We start from the raw sequence: 17,722 nt of genomic DNA, 5'->3' as shown, positions 1-17,722 counted from the left end.
CGTGATGGGCATAACCAACAGGGGAACAAGCATGAGCGAGGTCACGCAGCTCGATCCATTGTCCTTTCCCCTGCACGGCAGCCGCCTGATCGAGGCCAGCGCCGGCACGGGCAAGACCTTCACCATCGCCCTGCTCTACGTGCGCCTGGTGCTCGGCGCCCGCTCGGAATCCGACGACGCCGCTTTCGAACGCCCGCTGACGCCGCCCGAAATCCTCGTCGTCACCTTCACCAACGCCGCCACCCAGGAGCTGCGCGAGCGCATCCGTGCGCGGCTCGTCGAGGCGGCGGATGTTTTTCTAACCGAAGCGGCTCCCAAGGCTGACCAAGGGGCGCCGGGGGCAGGCCGAAGAGGAGGTCCGATTCCAGGGATGGAATCGGTAGCGCCCAAGGATGGGTTCACAGCGCCTCCTCGCAGGCCTGACGCCGGATCAGCCCCGACCGCCGACAGCCAGGCCGACCCGCTGTTGATCGCACTCCGCAATGAATACGCTCCCGCCACTTGGCCCGCCTGTGCCCGGCGCCTGCAGCTCGCCGCCGAATGGATGGACGAGGCCGCCGTCTCCACCATCCACAGCTGGTGCTACCGCATGCTGCGCGAGCACGCCTTCGACAGCGGCAGCCTGTTCTCCCTCGACCTGGAAAACGACCAGACCGAGCTGGAACTCGAGGTGGTGCGCGACTACTGGCGCAGCTTCTACTACCCGCTCAACACCGACGAGCTGGCCAGCGTGGTACGCCACTGGAGCACGCCCGAGCAGCTGCACCAGGCGGTGCGCGGGCTGATGCCCGAAGCCGAGGCACTGAACAAGGGCGCCCCGCCCCCGGCCGAAACGGTCGCCAACGCCCAACGGGAGACCGCCGAGCGCCTGGCCCAGCTCAAGGCGCCCTGGCCTGCATGGGTGGACGAGTGCGAGGCCCTGTTCGAGGAAGCCGCCCAGCAGAAGGCCTTCAAGGGCCAGAGCTTCAATGCCAAGAGCCGTGCCAACTGGCTCGGCGCCCTGCGCGAGTGGTGCCAGGGCGAGGCTACCTGGCCCGGCCTGACCGACGCCGCCTGGAAGCGCCTCACGCCCCAGGGCATGGCCGATATCTGGCTCAAGGGCGAGCCGCCGAATCATCCGGCCCTGGCCGCGCTGGAAGCCTTGCAGGAAGAACTTCACGCCCTGCCCGACCCTTACGCCGACCTGCTCACCCACGCCGTGCACTGGTGCCGCGCACGGCTCGACCGCGAGCAGGAACGCCGCGCCGAGATGGGCCCCAACGAGCTGCTCACCCACCTCGACCGGGCGCTCACCGGCCCCAACCGTGAGGCTCTGGGGGCGCAGATCCGCCGCCAGTTCCCGGTCGCCCTGGTCGACGAGTTCCAGGACACCGACCCGGTGCAGTACCGCATTTTCGACTGCGTGTACCGCATCCGCGAGAACTCGCCTGAGACCGGCGTGTTCCTGATCGGCGATCCCAAGCAGGCAATCTACGCCTTCCGCGGCGCCGACATCTACACCTACCTGCGCGCCCGCCGCGACACCCAAGGCCGCCACGTCACCCTGGGCACCAACTTCCGCTCCAGCAGCGAGATGGTCGAAGCGGTGAACCGCTGCTTCGAATTCGCCGAGGCGCACCCGCCCGGCGCCTTCCTGTTCAATTCACCCGAGGGGAACCCCGTTCCTTTCAATGCGGTTGGCGCCAAAGGGCGCAAGGACTCACTTACCCGCCAGGGCCAGCCGCTGCCAGCCATGACCCTGTGGCAGCTCGAAAGCGACGAGCCGCTCTCCAAGACCGCCTACCACGGCGTGATGGCCGAGCGCTGCGCCTCCTATATGGTCGAGCTGCTCAACGAGGGCCAGCGCGGCCAAGCAGGCTTCCAGGAAGGCGAGCGCTTGCAGCCACTCAAGCCTTCCGATATGGCGGTGCTGGTCAACGGCCTGGGCGAGGCGCGGGCGATCCGCCAGGCGCTGGCCCGGCGCGGCGTGAAGAGCGTCTACCTCTCCGACAAGGACAAGGTGTTCGCCTCGCCGGTCGCCACCCAGCTCGATGCCTGGCTGCGCGCCTGCGCCGAACCTGAGGACGACAGGCTGCTGCGTACCGCCCTGGCCACTTCCGTGCTGGGGCTCGATATCGCCACGCTGGATCGCTTGAACGAGGACGAGCTGGCCTGGGAAAGCCGCGTACTGCAGTTCCGCGACTACCACCGGCTGTGGCAGCGCCAGGGCGTGCTGCCGCTGGTGCGCAAGATCATCCACGACTTCGACGTCGCCACGCGGCTGCTTGCCTGGGGGCCTGCCAGCGACGGTGAGAGAGCACTCACCGACCTGCTGCACTTAGGGGAGTTATTGCAGCACGCCAGTCAGGAACTCGACGGCGAACATGCGCTGATCCGCTTTCTCGCCGAATCCATCGCCCACCCCGAAGGCCAGGGCGACACCCATAAGCTGCGCCTGGAGAGCGACGCCGACCTGGTGCAGGTCATCACCATTCACAAGTCCAAGGGGCTGGAGTACCCGCTGGTGTTCCTGCCCTTCATCTGCAGTCATCGCCCGACGAAGAAGGACGACTCCCCGCTGCGCTGGCACGACGCCGAAGGCCGCCTGCGCATCAGCCTGGAGGCCGACGAGGAGACCCTGGCCACCGTCGACCGCGAGCGCCTGGGCGAGGATCTGCGCAAGCTCTACGTGGCACTGACCCGCGCGCGCCACGCCACCTGGCTCGGCATGGCCCCGCTCAAGGGCGACGAAGGCAGCGCCATCGGCCAGTTGCTGGCCAATGGCGATTTGCTCGGGCCGACCGGGTTCAGTGAAGCACTCAAGCGCCTGAAGGGCGACTGCGCCGCCATCGAGATCGCCCCGGCACCACCGGCCCACGCCCAGATCGTCAGCCAGACAGAGCGCGACGATATCCTTGGCGAGGCGCGCACCCCCACGCGCCCCGCCCGCGAGCACTGGTGGATCGCCAGCTACTCGGCGCTGCGCCTCTCGGGAGAAATGGTAAGCGCCCCAGTAAGGGCTGACTTACCCCCTACGCCGCACGGTAGCGAAGCGCAGCGAAGCGGCAGCCTGCCGGAGCCGGCCACCGCCATGGAGGCCACCGCGCTGGAAGTAATCGAAGAGCCGCATGACAGCGGCCAGAGCGAACCGCTGCCCTCCCTGCATCGGTTCCCCCGTGGCCCCGGGCCTGGCACCTTCCTCCATGGGATTTTAGAGTGGGCCGGCGAGCACGGCTTCGCCCGCGTGGCCCGCGAGCCGGCCATGCGCGAGGAGACCCTGGCCCGGCGCTGTCAGGTGCGCGGCTGGCAGCCGTGGCTGAATACCCTGCACGCCTGGTTCGGCACCCTGCTCGCCGCCCCGCTGCCGCTGCCCAATGGCGCAGGCAGCCTTACGCTTGAAACGCTGACGAGCTACCAGGTGGAGATGGAATTCTGGTTCGCCTCACGCCAGGTCGACACCCGCCAGCTGGACGCCCTCGTAAGTGCTTACACACTTCCCAATCCAGATGACAGGCCAGGCACCAGCCTGCCGCGCCCCGCACTGGATGCCGACACCCTCAACGGCATGCTCAAGGGCTTCATCGACCTCGTATTCGAGCATGAAGGGCGCTACTACGTGGCCGACTGGAAATCGAACCACCTGGGGCCGGACGACAGCGCCTACAGCCCCGAAGCGATGCGCCAGGCGGTGGCCGAGAAACGCTACGACCTGCAGTACGCGCTCTACCTGCTGGCCCTGCACCGGCTGCTCAAGGCACGCCTGCCGGGCTACGACTACGACCGCCACATCGGTGGCTCGCTCACCGTCTTTCTCAGGGGCGCGAATGCGGAGAGCCGCGGCGTGCACGCCGAGCGCCCCCCGCGTGAGCTGATCGAAGCGATGGATGCGCTGTTCCAAGGCAATACCCAAGCGGCAGGCACCCGTAACACGACGGAGGCGCCGGCATGAGCAAGCGCAGTAAGCACGACGACGCCACCCCGGACCTGTTCGCCGATCTCGGAGAGGAATCAGCAGGCATTGGCGACGCACCTGAAAAAGACGAGCCCGCCAGGCCGGAACCGCCTCAAGCCGCGCAGGGCAACGTACAAGCCGCGCTCAACGACACTCAGGCGCTGTTCGCCCTGCTCGACCGCTGGGTGGAGCGCGGCTGGCTGCGTGCGCTGGACCGCGCACTGGCCAGCTTCTTCCAGCGCGAGGTAAGCGACGCCCCTCCCCTGCTGCTGCTCGCCGCGGCGCTTGCCAGCCATCAGCTCGGCCGCGGCCACGTATGTCTCGACCTCGCGCAGACTCTTGCCGCCCCCGACCTGGCGCTCTCGCTGCCACCGGAAGGCGACGACCTCAGCGACCCACCGCCGCTGCCCAGCGAGCTGCTGGCCGAGCTGGATCTCGCCACCTGGCAAGCCGCCCTGAACCACCCCGCCCTAGTGGCGGACGGTAGCGGCCCAGGCAATACCCCGCTGGTGCGCAGCGAACGTGACGGCAACGTGCGGCTCTACCTGCGCCGCTACTGGCAGTACGAGCAGGACATTCGAGGGCTGATCGGCGCCCGGCTCACTTCCGCCACTGACACAGAAACCGACACCGCCACCCTGGCCCGGGCGCTGGCCGCATTGTTCCCCCACAACCATGAGATTGACTGGCAACAGGCCGCCTGTGCACTCGCCAGCCGCTCACGCTTCGCCGTGATCACCGGCGGCCCCGGCACCGGCAAGACCACCACCGTGGTCAAGCTGCTCGCGCTGCTGCAGGCGCTGGCCCTGGGTGAACCTGCCCAGGCCGGCTCAGGCGCCCCGCGCCCGCTGCGCATTCGCCTGGCTGCCCCCACCGGCAAGGCCGCCGCACGGCTCAACGAATCCATCGCCAAGCAGGTGCAGGGGCTTTCGCTGGTGGAGCTGGCCGCCGCCGTGGGCCAACAGGGTGTGGATATCTCAACCTTGCGCGACAGTATCCCGACGGAGGTCACGACTCTGCACCGCCTGCTGGGCTCACGACCGGATACCCGCCACTTCCGCCACCACGCCGGCAACCCGCTGGCGCTGGACGCCCTGGTAATCGACGAAGCCTCGATGGTCGATATCGAAATGATGGCCGCCGTGCTCACCGCCCTGCCGCCCAGGGCGCGGCTGATCCTGCTCGGCGACAAGGACCAGCTTGCCTCGGTGGAGACCGGCGCCGTGCTCGGCGACCTGTGCCAGCGCGCCGAAGGCGGCCACTACACCCCGGCCACCTGCGACTGGCTGGAACGGGTGACCGGCGCGCCGATTCCCGAACAGTACCGGGACGCAGCAGGCCAGCCGCTCGACCAGGCCATCGCAATGCTGCGAGTGAGCCACCGCTTTGATGCGAAAAGCGGCATCGGCCAGCTTGCCGAAGCGGTCAATCGCCCGCTCGACACCGACCACGGCCAAAAGGAGAAGAAGCGTGCCGTGCGCGAGATCTTTCAGCAGGGCTACGCCGACATCGCCCGCCTTGCCCTGACGGACGCCGACGACCCGGCACTGGATCGCCTCGTCGTGAACGGCAACTCGACCGGCTTCACCAACAGCGGCGAAGGCCGCCACGACCGTCGCGGCGAGACCATCGCGCCACCGGTCGGCTATCGCCATTACCTGGAAGTGATGAAGGCAGCACGCCCCGCGCAGCCCTTCTTCGGCGAAGGCGATGCCCGCCAGCCCTATGACGACTGGGCCCGCCAGGTGCTCGCCGCCCACGGCCACTTCCAATTGCTGTGCGCACTGAGGAAAGGCCCGTGGGGAATCGAGGGGCTGAACCCGCGCATCGGCCGCGCCCTGCGCCGCGCCGGCTGGCTCAAGGCCAGCGACCTGGAATTGGAACAAGGCTGGTTCGAAGGCCGCCCGGTGCTCGTCACCCGCAACGACTACGGCCTGGGGCTGATGAACGGCGATATCGGCATCACCCTCGCTGTGCCCGAAGCTCGCAGCGCAACCGAACAACCCGGCCGCACCCTGCTGCGCGTCGCCTTCCCGGCCAGCGACGGCAGCGGCGACATCAAGTGGGTACTGCCCAGCCGCCTGCAGGCGGTGGAAACCGTATTCGCCATGACGGTGCACAAATCCCAGGGCTCGGAATTCACCCACACCGCCCTGTTGCTCCCCGACGCCCCCAACCCCATCCTCACCCGCGAGCTGGTCTACACCGGCATCACCCGCGCGCGGGACTGGCTCACGCTGGTCGAGACGAGCCGCGGCATGCTGGATGAAGCGGTGACGAGAGAGGTGGTCAGGGTGAGTGGGCTGGGGAGGTTGTAATAAAGCCCAAGGGGTGTCCTGAAAATCGACACGTATGCTTATCAAAGCAAGGGAGTTGCAAATGAGGCACTACAGAAAAATCGAACATGTGAGACGCCATGGCCTTTCCCTGCTGGCTCGGCTCGGCCGCTACGAGTTGGCAGTGCTGCTGTGTGTCTCGGTCCTTTCCGGCGGGGTCTGGGGGTTCATCGAGCTGGCCGATGCCGTCACCGAGGGGGAAACCCAGACCATCGACGAGACCCTGCTGCTTGCCCTGCGCAATCCTGCCGATCACACCGATCCGCTCGGCCCGGGCTGGGTCGAGGAAATGGGACGAGACTTTACCGCGCTCGGCGGTGTCGGCGTGCTGGTAGTGATCACACTGGGTGCCCTAGGCTACATGCTACTCGCCCGGCACCATCGTGCGGCGCTCTTTGCCTCGGTCGCGGTGCCCGGCGGCATGCTGCTCAGCACGCTGATGAAGATGGGCTTCGATCGTCCCCGGCCCGACCTCGTGCCGCATGAAGCCATGGTCTACACCGCGAGCTTCCCCAGCGGCCACTCGATGATGTCTGCCGTCACCTACCTCACCCTGGCCGCCCTGCTCATCCGTGTACAGCCAGCGCTGAGGCTGAAGGCTTACCTGCTGATACTGGCGATACTGCTCACCCTGCTGGTGGGCATGAGCCGTGTCTACCTCGGCGTGCATTGGCCGACGGATGTACTTGCCGGCTGGACCGCCGGAGCGGCCTGGGCCTCGCTGTGCTGGCTGGTGATGCGCTGGTTGCAGCGGCGCGGGCAGGTAGAGACAGAGGAGAGCAGCTCGGGAACCGAGTAGGTGTTCAAGCGCTAGCAGCCGCAGCATCAAGAGGTGCTGGCCCGTGGGCCGAGGGTATAGAACAGCCGATATTACCGTTGGCTGGTGTTATCGGCTTTCGGCCAGAAGCGGACCCTGGCGATTATCCGCTTCGGCCGAAAGCAGTCTCGCGTCAGTCTCACTTGTCAGTCGTTGCTGCGTCTATGAGGCAGCGGTACTAGGCTGTCGGCACTGTTCCTCCGTCAATGACAAATTCTGTCCCAGTAATGGATGCGGCGCGAGGCGAAGCCAGAAAAGCAATAAGGTTAGCAACCTCGGACGGCGCGGAAGGGCGACCGATCGGAATGCCACCGATTGAGTCCATGATTATCTGTTTACCCCCTTCGTAATCCGTTCCTGCTTCCATCGCCAGTCGCTGCGCCAGTGCGATGGATGATTCGGTTTCGACCCACCCCGGTGCAACTCGCAAGACTCGAACACCTTGCGGTGAAACTTCTTTCGATAGGCTTTTGCTGTAGGTCGAAAGCGCAGCTTTGGCAGCAGCGTAAGCAGTCGTTGCTTCAGGCAGGGGCAGTCTGCTCTGGATAGAAGTCACATGGATGATGACGCCTTCGTTTCGATTCAACATATCGGGGAGCAAGGCCCGATCCAGGCGCACGGCGGGAAGCAGATTCAAGTTGAATTCGCTTTGCCACTGCTCGTCGTTTAGCGCAGCAAACCCTCCCCCGGGGGCTGACGAGCCGCCCAAAACATGAATGAGGATGTCCACCGTTCCCAAGAGACGTTTTGCCTCGGTCACCAGGAAATCACATCCCTCTCTGGTCATGAGATCAGCCGAAACGCACTGGTCGTCAGCCATATCGGCAGGCGCGTGACGGGCCGAGGTCACCACCTTTGCTCCCTGCTCGAGGAACAGTTCAACTACGGCTCTTCCGACCCCTTTGGTGCCTCCGGTGATCAAGACCCGCTTACCTGCCAAGTCGAGGTTCATCATTACTTAATCTCCAATGAGCGAATCCGACCATCCTGCAGCAGAAATACGTGACCCAGCTCCGCTGGACTGCCAGGAAAATTACCGACAACACGAGTCTTGACGACCAGTTGACCCTCTTCATTTGATGACTCCAGGGGCTCGACACGGTAGGTAAAGGCTTGCTTTGCGTCACGCTGCCAGGCCTCGATAGCTTTGACCCCTTGGTGTGTCTGGTTCTCGTCGATCACCGTGGCATCTGTCCAAAAGCAGTCCACAACACGCGAGGTGTCGCCACCATTATTGATTTCAAAGAACGTCTCGACGGCTTTAGGTAGTAGTAGGTGCATCATCGGATCTCCTGTCTGTTAAGCAACGGGGTTACGGAGCAACCTTGCAGTTAGGATACGAGCCGCCCATAATTCCAACAATCGGGATGCACATTAATGACGAATCCCGATAAACGGGACAATCCGATGTCAGAACAACGCCTAGGCCTCAATGAATTCGAAGCTGCTCTGGCCGTGGCACGCAGGGCCTCGTTTCGACAGGCGGCTATCGAACTCAGTATTTCAACCACTGCTTTGAGCAATACCATTGCCAAACTGGAAGCGAATCTCGGCACGCGGCTGTTCAATCGCACGACACGCAGCGTGTCTCTGACCGAAGCAGGCATGATGTACGTGGACCGTGTGGGTCCGGCATTGCAGGATTTACGCGGCGCACTGGAAGCAGTGCGATCCCACAGCGCCGGTCCTACGGGTGTCTTGCGTATCAATGCTTTTGCCAGCGCCGCACGTGAAGCTCTTCTTCCGCTAGTGCTGGAGTTTCTGCGACGTCACCCACAAGTACATATCGACCTTGTTACTGAGGGCCGTCTGGTTGACATAGTCTCTGAAGGGTTCGATCTCGGTGTGCGGTCTGCGAACCTCGTACCCAGTGACATGATTGCGATTCGTCTTGGTAAGCCGCAACGCTATGCAGTGGTTGGGTCGCCAGCGTATTTCGATACTTACGGTCGGCCCAGTTCGCCGTCTGATCTCCTTCTTCACAACTGCGTGCGCATCCGTCTCCCAAATGGCGCGATCTATCCATGGCATTTCGAATGTGATGGAGAAGTGGCCAGAGTCGATGTGAGCGGGCAACTTACACTGGACGAAGCAAACCTCGCCAAGACCGTCGTGCAGCAAGGCGTAGGGCTCGGTTTTTTTATGGAACAAGACGTGTACCGCGAAATCGAGACCGGCGAGTTCGAGCGAGTATTGGAAGACTGGACCCCGCCCAGAGATACCCTGTGTCTTTACTATCCGAACCGCCGCAACCCGTCCGCCGCGCTCAAGGCGTTCACCGCCTTGGCCCGCGCTAATTTTGCCGACAGGAAGGGGCTCGCGGAGTGACGTCCAATTGACGCGCCACCTGCTTGTTGCACCACGATTTATTGCCTCTGAGGGAGCATATGAATGCTTCTCTCAAAGGCATGCTGATCGCTTACGGCCAGAAGCTGCCGCTTGAATGCCTCTGCGAAATCTTGGGCGATACAACTGGCATTTTGGCACCTGGCTAGGTGAGTGCGACTTTACCGCCCTGCATCGCTCAATGGGCACGACTGACGCCAGGCCATAAGCGAGCTTGGCCACCCCCGCTGCGACTGCTCAGGCCTGCGAAGGCAAGGATGCGCGGTAGGCCAGCAAAGAATCGGGGACAGGCCACGATTCATTTCAAACCGTGGCTTCCGCCGTTGACACAGGCCGGCCTTTACACCACTGCAGCCGCTACCGCCCTGGAACGCCAGGCAAACCCCAACACCATCAACAGCCCCAGCCCGGCCATCGCCGCACCGGCCAGGGAAATCGCCGGGTAGCCCAGGCCGACGTTGATCACCGCACCACCCAGCGCCGCGCCAATCGCATTGCCCAGGTTGAAGGCGCCGATGTTCACAGCCGAGGCCAAGTTGGGTGCGTCCTTGGCGGCTTCCATCACCCGCATCTGCAGCGGCGGCACAATGGCGAAGCTGGCGATACCCCAGATCAGAATGGCCGCAGCAGCCGGTAGCGGCCAGCGCATCAGCACCGTGAACGCCAGCAATACCAAGATCAGCGCACTCAGCGAGACGATCAGGGTGCAGTCGACAGAGCGATCCGCCGCCTTTCCGCCCCATATGTTGCCCAACGTCAGGCCGATGCCGTATAGCACTAGCATGGCGGTGATGAAGGTGGTGGAAGCCTGGGTCTCGCTGCTGAGGATCGGCGCGATATAGGTGAATACGGTAAACATCGCACTGGACCCGATCACGGTCAGCGCCAAGGCTGCCAGCACAGAGCCACGACCCAGCACGCGGATTTCAGTCAGCACGCCGCCGCCTTTCGGCAGAGGCACATTGGGCAATGCGAACCACAGCGCAAGCATGGTCAACACACCAAGGCCGGTAATGCCCCAGAACGCCGTGCGCCAGCCGAACACCTCGCCAAACCAGGCTGCCAACGGCACGCCACCGATGGTCGCCAGGGTTAAGCCCATGAACATCGCCGCCACCGCCCCCGCCCGTTTGTCCGGCGCGACCAGACTGGCGGCGACGATGGAGCCGACGCCAAAGAAGGCGCCGTGATTAAGCGAGGTCACCAGCCGGGCGACAAGCAGGCTGTAGTAGTCAGTCGCCAGCGCCGACATCAGGTTGCCCAGAGTGAAGATGGCCATCAGTCCGATCAGCAGGTAACGCCGGGGGATCCTGCCCGTGGTCAGAGTCATAAGGGGCGCGCCGAGCAGCACGCCCAGCGCATAGGCGCTGACCAGCAGGCCGGCAGCAGGAATGGAAACGCCGAGATCGAGCGCGATGCCCGGCAACAAGCCCATAGGGGAGAACTCGGTGACACCAATGCCGAAGGCACCGATGGCGAGCGCAACAAGGGGGGGATTTATACGCATGGAAAGGCTCCTCATCTATGCCGCGAATGCTACAATTCGGACATTGCAAGCGGTAGGTAGCCTTTTCTGCAAACACCTTTGCTTTTGGGGAACAAATGGACTTTAGCGGCAGGTCAGGTGAAATGGTCGTGTTCGCCAGCGTGGCGGAGGAAGGCAGCCTGTCGGCCGCCGCACGAGCGTTGGGGCTGACACCCTCGGCCGTTAGCCGAATCATCGCGCGCACTGAACAACGCCTTGGTACCCGCCTGTTGCTGCGCACTACCCGCGCGATCACTTTTACCGCCGAAGGCGAGGCCTATCTGCGTGGTGCTCGACGCATCCTTGCCGATATGGCCGAGGTCGAAGAGGCCATTGCTGACCAGGGCGTGCCCAAAGGCCGCTTGCGCGTAAGTGCTGCGCTCGGCCACGGGCGGCTGGCCATCGTGCCGTTGGTGACCGCATTCAGCGCGCGTTACCCGAACATCACAGTCGACCTCACTCTGGGCGACGAAGTCGTCGATATTCTCGGCGGCCAGGCCGACGTAGCCGTGCGCTTCGGCCATCTGCCCGACAGCCCACTGACCGCTCGCCGCATAGGCGATACCGGCCAGGTGGTGGTGGCCTCCCCAGACTATCTCCAGCGCCACGGCACGCCGCAGCAACCGGAAGACCTGTTGCAACACAACTGCCTGCGCTTCAACTTCCGACGTGCTGAACCCAACTGGCCGTTCATCCGCGACAACCAGGCATTCTCCCTCAAGGTATGCGGCAATATAGAATGCAGCAGCGGTGAAGCGCTGGCGCAATTCGCACGGGTGGGCGCAGGCATCGCGCGCATCGGCGAATTCAGCGTGGCCGAGGATTTGCAGCGCGGCGACCTGGTACCGCTGCTGGAAGCCTTCAATCCCGGTGATAGGGAACCCATTCATGCGGTGTTCGTGGGTGGCTCGGCGATGCCGGCGCGGGTGCGATTGTTCGTGGACTTCCTGCTAGAGAATCACCGCATGTGAACAGGCGATAGCTCCGAGGGTGAGTGATGGCTTTCGGCAAGAAGCCGACATCCAGGATTAGAATAATCTGATGTAATGCCTGAGTTAGGCGATTCCTCACCCATGCTCCACAGCCTTATTCCAATTCGGGTAATGATGGTAACTGGTAGCCAGAATCCCCCATCTGGACGCACCAAATCTCACCCAGTTCAACAAGGCGCTGATTCACCCAATCTACCGGAACATTATCTATACCCGCTTCGATACACGGAGCATCGGACGGGAATTTCTCAAGGTATTCCGCCCGTATGGCTTGTAGAAGTTCCACACGCCGATTGAACTCCGGATGGTTGCCGCCCGAACCACCGCGACCGAATCCCCATATGGCAGTGGGGAATCCAAAGCGTTCGGTAGGTCCCCGTGCACCGCGACCACCACGACCATTAGCGGTCCCACAACTGCCTCCATCGCCACCAATTATCAGCCCATCATCACCTTGGATGAAGCCGCCTCCACCTTTCCCACCGATGCCTGAAACACCTCCTTCACCGCCTTTGCCCCCGATGATCGTGCCCCTGTTCCCGATGATGGTGCCGCTACCACCTTCGCCTCCTCTCCCCTGACTTCTCTTATTGAGATTGTCAGTTACCCATTTCGCGTGAACTTGCTTCCACTCGTGCAGTTGCTCGGGCGAGAAGTCTGCGCCGCCATTTTTGTCGATCATGTCGGCGCAGTTGCTACAGAGGAAAATGCCGTTTTCGATGCCGCCTCGCTCTTCACTTGTCATCTCCGGATCGAAGCGAGGGCCTCCTTCCGCAGCCGCGCATATGTGGGCGGCTTTTCCTGTGTACAGAAACTTTCCCGGTTCTTTATCAGACGGCGCTAAAGTCTGGGCCCGACAATCCGGATTGGAACAAATATAGGCAGCTCGCTTGGCAAGAGCGTCTGCTACAGGTTTGAGAAAATCGTCGCGTCGCTTTGCCATCATTACAAATCGCCTAACATGAATGAACGAGCATGCCGTCTTTGCCGGCATGTCAGCTTTGGGTCGATACCGGTCAGTTTGGTAGGTAGCCGCGTTCGCGTAGTGCGATGATGTCTGTGGAATAGGCAAGCTGCATTCGCCGGGCGTAACCTGCACTCGACTGTCAAGTGAGAGAAACGCTATACGAGGTTCGGAAGATTCCCTATCCATGTGGGCTGCCCCTGCGCGTACGGCTGTGTCGTTATGTGTCTTTGCGTTTCAGCCTAGCACCGGAACATGCCTCGCCTCCCGCTATTGGCGCAAAACCTCCGTTTGAGCGATAATTACGTATATCCGCCATTTGGCGAACGGAGGTCGTTATGGCTCTGCCCCAGCTGCCCATCGAAAAGCGCCAACACATGAGCGCGGCGGCGATGCGTACGTACCCCAACATCGCCAACGACTGGGGCCTGAAAGAGCAGGAAGCCGCCTTGCTCCTTGGCGTGCCTGAGTCGACCTATCGGCGTTGGCGCAAGCAGCCCACGACGGCGCGTCTCGACGTCAATCAGCTTGAGCGCATGTCGCTGATCCTGGGGATCTACAAGGCCCTCCAGATCCTGCTGCCGCGGGCCGACGCTGCGGATTCCTGGTTGCGCCGGCCAAATCGCAACCCCCTGTTCGCAGGCCAGTCACCTCTGGATCGGCTGCGCAGCGGCTTGGTGCAAGACCTCTATGTGGTCCGCCAGCACCTCGATACCGCCCGAGGTGGGGGCCATGCGTGACGTTTCCACTCTCCCCTGTGTGCTGGCGCCCCTGCTACCGAATCATTCCTTCGCGTTTCCCGCCTATCGACTTGTTCGAGCGGGTTGCGACACCTGACGACTGGGACCTGCTGCAGGAGCTTGAGGGAGAGACCTCGGCGCGTCTGCGAGAGCAGGCCGGGGCAATTCACCTGGTACGCGATGAAGACCGCCGATATGGCCCCGGCTGGACGCCGGTGATGGCGGCGTTCTGTCATTTCAGTGAGCACGGCACCCGGTTCACCGATGGCACCTTTGGCGCCTATTACTGTGCCTTGACCGAGGCCACGGCCATCGCGGAAACCCGCTATCGCGCCGAGCGCTTCATGCAGGAATCCAATGAGCCGCCCATGCCGCTCCAACAGCGGGTCTACCTGGCGGACCTTGAGGGCGAACTCATCGACTTGCGCGACAATCCTCCAGGGGCCGCTCCTCTGCTGGACCCGGATGACTGGAACGCTGGCCAAGCCTTTGGCCGCAAGGCCTGGGAGTCCCACACCGATGGGATTGTCTACCCAAGCGTGCGTGATCCGGATGGTGAGTGTGCCGCGGTACTACGACCGCCAGTATTGTCGGCGACTTGGCAGGGTAGGCATCTTGGCTATGAGTGGGACGGTGAGCGAATTCGCCATGTCCTCGAGCTGCGATTGGTGGAGTGAGGATGTTTCGAGGGAAGTCAAACCATTGCCCTTTGCTGATGTAAGTATCGCTATGCTGACCATCGTGCGCGCTTGACATTGTCTGGCACTGTCGCAAAACTATACGCAACCTACGTACACTATATGAAAGCAACCTTTGTCGAGCTGCCTCCCTTCGAGCGGCATCGATCTACCTACTTCGATGATGCCGCCTTTCGTGCCTTCCAGAGTTTCTTGCTCCAGAACCCGGAGGCCGGTGATGTCATCCAAGGAACAGGAGGGCTGCGCAAGATCCGGTTCAGTGACCCCAAGCGGCAGAAAGGTAAACGGGGCGGTGTTCGCATCATCTACTACTGGTGGTTGGGTGGCTCACAGTTCTGGCTGTTCACCGTGTACGACAAGGATTCACAGGATGACCTCACGCCAGCCCAGCGCAAGACCCTGAGACAGCTGCTAGACGCGGAAATTAATGCGAGGACATGATCATGGGCCGTAACATTTTTGACGAACTCGTCGAGGGCTTCGATGCACTGGCAGATGAGCGCCAAGGCAAGCGCACGCTGCGCTCCCACTCCGTAGAGCTAGCAGAGGTTCCCGACATCACAGCCAGCGAGCTCATCGAGCTGCGGGAGCGGCTGCATATGTCTCGCCCGATATTCGCCATGTACCTCCGCACCAACCCAAGGACACTGGAGAATTGGGAGCAAGGCCGCGCCAAGCCCAATGCCCAGGCCAAGACACTCATCCGGCTGGTCCAGAAGTATCCCGAAACCCTCGAACATCTTGCTGATCTTGCCTAGCCGCTCGCGCGTCATTATCCATGAGCCAAGGACGCCCCCCCCCCCCTTGAGCGCTACCGCACCGGAAACCTAACCTCCTCTACTCTCGCCCGAAAGAAAGGAAAGTACGCCTCCGTGCCGAAGTGATTGCCACCGTCGATCTTGGTGGGCAGGGTGTAGCCTTCGAAGTTTTGGAAGTCGTCCAGGTAGCCGCCGAAGGGCTGGAACCGCCATTCCTTCTCGGGATTGGCGTTGCTCCAGCGCTGGAACTGCACCCAAGTCGGTTGGCCGTTCTCGGCCACGGCGATCTCTATCGATTGCTCCAGGGTGCCGTGGGTGATGACCGCTCGCGCCAGGCTTGGCTCGCCGGTCTCTTCCCAGCGAACGCCATGCTGCGGCAGCAGGGCGGCGGGTGCCCAGAAGGCGGCCTCCCCAGCCACGCGACCGAACGACGAGCGCAGGTGGTTGTCATTGCCCCCTACCCTGGCGACGGGCAGCGTGCCGTTGAGCCAGAAGCGCGTCCAGGAGCGGCCGTTGGCCATGCCGTCCGAGCCGCTTAATTGCAGGATTCCCGAGCCGGCCCGAATCCGCCAGATGAAGCCGTGCGGCGAGGCGAGTATCTGCCTTGCCCGCATGGGGCGGTAGCCCGGCGCTTCCTTGCTGCCGAAGCCGATCTCGCCGGTCATGTGGATTTCGCTGACGACACGGAGCAGTGTGTCCGGGGCGATGGTGTAGAGGAAGTAGCGACGGGCGGCGTCAGGCAGGCCTTCGACCATGGCGGGATCGAACGTTTCGACGGTGACGGGCGCCTGGGACTGCAGCCAGGTCCAGGCCTTATCCATCGTGCGGTTATCGGCCAGTCGCCAGGCCTGCATGGCCAGTGCCGCTATCAGCAGCAGACCCACCGCCGTTGCCAGGTACACCATCCGGTCTCTCCTGTGCTCTGCTCTTGTTCTCTTCTCTCTACGCTCTTCTCTACTCTGTGCCCTTCTTATGCGGGGCACTGATCACTCAACGGGCGAATTCGGAAAACCTGGGCAGCTCATCGGCAAGCTCGAACCACTCCGCCCTGGACGAGACCCAGGCGTGGTAGCGCTTGCTGGGCGATATCGGCGTATCCAGGGTGCCCAGCCGCAGCCGCTTGGCTTCGGGCAGATCGTCACGAGCGCTGTAGAGCGGGCTGCCGCATTCGGCGCAGAACACCCGCGCCTTGTTCGGCGTGGCGCGGTACTCCTTGAGGTATTCCGCGCCCTGGGTGATGCGAAAATCGGCCGAGCGGATGGGCGCCACGGCGGCGAAAGCGGAGCCCTGGGCCTTCCGGCACTGCTGACAGTGGCACATGGAGACCTCATCGATCTCGCCGCGGTACTCGTACTTCACTTTCCCGCACAGGCAGCTTCCCTGGTGCATCGACGTCTCTCCCCGGTGGCTTTCGCTTACGATACATCTTTGGGTATCCGATGGCTGAAACCAGCGTCAAACACGATCTGAAAGTGCTAGGGTTCGAGGGAATCCTACCCAATGGCCCAGCAACCATGCCCCACGTCGACATCACCGTGATCTCCGATGCCATTTGCCCATGGTGCTTCATCGGCAAACGCCACCTCGAGCTCGCCTTGGCCGAACTGCCCGAGGAAATCAGCGTATCGGTGGCCTGGCATCCCTTCGAACTCAACCCCGACATGCCCGCCGGGGGCCTGTCGCGGCGTGACTACCGCACCGCCAAGTTCGGCTCCTGGGAGCGCTCCCGGGCGCTCGACGCCCAGGTGGAGGCTGCCGCTGCCCAGGCCGGCATCGAGATCCACCACGAACGCATGACACGAACACCCAATACCTTCAACGCCCACCGGCTGATCTGGCTAGCCGGGGAACATGGCGTCCAGTCGGCGGTGGTCGACGCGCTCTTCCGGCGCTACTTCGTCGAGGGCGAGGACATCGGTGACAGCGCGGTACTGGCCAGCGCCGCCCGAGATGGCGGGCTAGCGGATATCGACATCCCCGCCTTTCTCGTCAGCGACCAGGGCCGGCCAGAGGTCAGAGCCGGTCTTGAAGAGGCGCGGCGCCTGGGAGTGAGCGGCGTGCCCACCTTCATCATCAACAGCACCACCGGCCTGTCGGGCGCCCAGCCGCCGGAGGCGCTGCGCCAGGCGATTCTCGAGTCGACCGGCAGGGGTTGAAGGCCATCCGATCAAGGGGACGAGCGCCGGGTTCTAACATGCTTGCCCCCTGTCGGCGTCGGTGTCATCGTCTTCCGGTCACCATCAGCGCCTGAACCACAAGGAGCAATATCGTGTTCATCGCCATGAACCGTTTTCGGGTCAACCCCGAGCGAGTGGAAGAGTTCGAGCAGATCTGGCTGGAGCGGGAGACCCACCTGCAGGGCCTGCCCGGCTTCGTCGAGTTCCATATGCTGCGCGGCCCCGAGAAGGAGGATCACGTGCTCTACGCCTCGCACACCATCTGGCGTTCGCGCGAGGACTTCGAGGCCTGGACGCACTCCGAGGCGTTCCGCAAGGCGCACGCGAACGCCGGCCAGAGCAAGCGCGAGGGGCTGTACCTGGGCCCGCCGAACTTCGAAGGGTTCGAGGTCATCCAGACGGTCGGCAACACGAGCGATGCCTGAGGCACGGATGAGG

General features: G+C 63.2%; 17 protein-coding genes. 11 read left to right on the top strand and 6 right to left on the bottom strand.

Going from position 1 to position 17,722, the window contains the following annotated elements; translation table 11 throughout:
- Window positions 1-31 precede the first annotated feature (31 nt).
- From recB to ACRWQA_RS03660, 3 genes are all read left to right on the top strand, one after another.
- A complete protein-coding gene (gene recB, locus ACRWQA_RS03670) occupies window positions 32-3,928 on the top strand; it encodes an exodeoxyribonuclease V subunit beta (RefSeq protein ID WP_434231820.1) in 3,897 nt (1,298 codons plus the stop codon).
- A complete protein-coding gene (recD, locus tag ACRWQA_RS03665) occupies window positions 3,925-6,249 on the top strand; it encodes an exodeoxyribonuclease V subunit alpha (RefSeq protein ID WP_434231818.1) in 2,325 nt (774 codons plus the stop codon). The genes recB and recD overlap by 4 nt, the downstream gene beginning before the upstream one ends.
- Before the next feature lie 61 nt (window positions 6,250-6,310).
- Window positions 6,311-7,066 (top strand): phosphatase PAP2 family protein, encoded by a 756-nt coding sequence (locus ACRWQA_RS03660; RefSeq protein ID WP_434231815.1) that lies wholly within the window; start codon window positions 6,311-6,313, stop codon window positions 7,064-7,066.
- 196 nt (window positions 7,067-7,262) lie between these two features.
- Here the strand turns inward: ACRWQA_RS03660 and ACRWQA_RS03655 are convergent, their stop codons facing one another.
- Both ACRWQA_RS03655 and ACRWQA_RS03650 read right to left on the bottom strand, forming a co-directional pair.
- Window positions 7,263-8,039 carry an SDR family oxidoreductase gene (locus ACRWQA_RS03655; protein ID WP_434231812.1) on the bottom strand — a complete coding sequence of 259 codons (777 nt, stop codon included), beginning with the start codon at window positions 8,037-8,039 and terminating at the stop codon, window positions 7,263-7,265.
- Window positions 8,039-8,368 (bottom strand): nuclear transport factor 2 family protein, encoded by a 330-nt coding sequence (locus tag ACRWQA_RS03650; protein ID WP_434231809.1) that lies wholly within the window; start codon window positions 8,366-8,368, stop codon window positions 8,039-8,041. The genes ACRWQA_RS03655 and ACRWQA_RS03650 overlap by 1 nt, the downstream gene beginning before the upstream one ends.
- A 93-nt stretch (window positions 8,369-8,461) precedes the next feature.
- Between ACRWQA_RS03650 and ACRWQA_RS03645 the strand changes: the two genes are divergently transcribed.
- A complete protein-coding gene (locus tag ACRWQA_RS03645; protein ID WP_434231807.1) occupies window positions 8,462-9,412 on the top strand; it encodes a LysR family transcriptional regulator in 951 nt (316 codons plus the stop codon).
- Between the two features lie 358 nt (window positions 9,413-9,770).
- Here the strand turns inward: ACRWQA_RS03645 and ACRWQA_RS03640 are convergent, their stop codons facing one another.
- Window positions 9,771-10,937 (bottom strand): MFS transporter, encoded by a 1,167-nt coding sequence (locus tag ACRWQA_RS03640; RefSeq protein WP_434231805.1) that lies wholly within the window; start codon window positions 10,935-10,937, stop codon window positions 9,771-9,773.
- A gap of 122 nt (window positions 10,938-11,059) precedes the next feature.
- Here ACRWQA_RS03640 and ACRWQA_RS03635 point away from each other — a divergent pair, with 122 nt between their 5' ends.
- On the top strand, window positions 11,060-11,926 hold the full coding sequence (locus tag ACRWQA_RS03635; protein WP_434231804.1) for a LysR family transcriptional regulator: 867 nt from the start codon (window positions 11,060-11,062) through the stop codon (window positions 11,924-11,926).
- Window positions 11,927-12,041: 115 nt separating this feature from the next.
- Here ACRWQA_RS03635 and ACRWQA_RS03630 read toward each other — a convergent pair whose 3' ends face one another.
- Window positions 12,042-12,893, bottom strand: coding sequence for a hypothetical protein (locus tag ACRWQA_RS03630; RefSeq protein ID WP_434231801.1), 852 nt, complete (start codon window positions 12,891-12,893; stop codon window positions 12,042-12,044).
- Window positions 12,894-13,249: 356 nt separating this feature from the next.
- Between ACRWQA_RS03630 and ACRWQA_RS03625 the strand changes: the two genes are divergently transcribed.
- The 4 genes from ACRWQA_RS03625 (at window position 13,250) to ACRWQA_RS03610 (ending at window position 15,107) form a co-directional block, all read left to right on the top strand.
- A complete protein-coding gene (locus tag ACRWQA_RS03625; RefSeq protein WP_434231798.1) occupies window positions 13,250-13,651 on the top strand; it encodes an antitoxin Xre-like helix-turn-helix domain-containing protein in 402 nt (133 codons plus the stop codon).
- Window positions 13,648-14,328 carry an RES family NAD+ phosphorylase gene (locus ACRWQA_RS03620; RefSeq protein ID WP_434231796.1) on the top strand — a complete coding sequence of 227 codons (681 nt, stop codon included), beginning with the start codon at window positions 13,648-13,650 and terminating at the stop codon, window positions 14,326-14,328. Before ACRWQA_RS03625 ends, ACRWQA_RS03620 begins: the two co-directional genes overlap by 4 nt.
- Window positions 14,329-14,451: 123 nt before the next feature.
- The gene (locus ACRWQA_RS03615) at window positions 14,452-14,790 is read left to right on the top strand and encodes a toxin (protein ID WP_434231793.1); all 339 of its coding nucleotides are present in this window, start codon (window positions 14,452-14,454) and stop codon (window positions 14,788-14,790) included.
- 2 nt (window positions 14,791-14,792) lie between these two features.
- Complete coding sequence (locus ACRWQA_RS03610) at window positions 14,793-15,107, top strand: helix-turn-helix domain-containing protein (protein WP_434231791.1); 315 nt, start codon at window positions 14,793-14,795, stop codon at window positions 15,105-15,107.
- A gap of 53 nt (window positions 15,108-15,160) precedes the next feature.
- On the opposite strand, the gene ACRWQA_RS03605 is transcribed toward ACRWQA_RS03610, so the two are convergent.
- The gene (locus ACRWQA_RS03605) at window positions 15,161-16,012 is read right to left on the bottom strand and encodes a DUF6544 family protein (RefSeq protein WP_434231788.1); all 852 of its coding nucleotides are present in this window, start codon (window positions 16,010-16,012) and stop codon (window positions 15,161-15,163) included.
- A gap of 85 nt (window positions 16,013-16,097) precedes the next feature.
- Complete coding sequence (locus ACRWQA_RS03600) at window positions 16,098-16,496, bottom strand: GFA family protein (RefSeq protein ID WP_434231785.1); 399 nt, start codon at window positions 16,494-16,496, stop codon at window positions 16,098-16,100.
- Window positions 16,497-16,621: 125 nt separating this feature from the next.
- Here ACRWQA_RS03600 and ACRWQA_RS03595 point away from each other — a divergent pair, with 125 nt between their 5' ends.
- Window positions 16,622-17,263 (top strand): DsbA family oxidoreductase, encoded by a 642-nt coding sequence (locus ACRWQA_RS03595; protein WP_446326247.1) that lies wholly within the window; start codon window positions 16,622-16,624, stop codon window positions 17,261-17,263.
- Window positions 17,264-17,376: 113 nt separating this feature from the next.
- Window positions 17,377-17,709 (top strand): heme-degrading protein HmuQ, encoded by a 333-nt coding sequence (gene hmuQ / locus ACRWQA_RS03590; RefSeq protein WP_263581140.1) that lies wholly within the window; start codon window positions 17,377-17,379, stop codon window positions 17,707-17,709.
- The last annotated feature ends 13 nt before the right edge of the window (window positions 17,710-17,722 follow it).

Source organism: Billgrantia sp. C5P2, from assembly GCF_051062895.2.
Note: the sequence above shows the minus strand (reverse complement) of the source record. Positions and strands in the feature narration are given on the sequence as shown.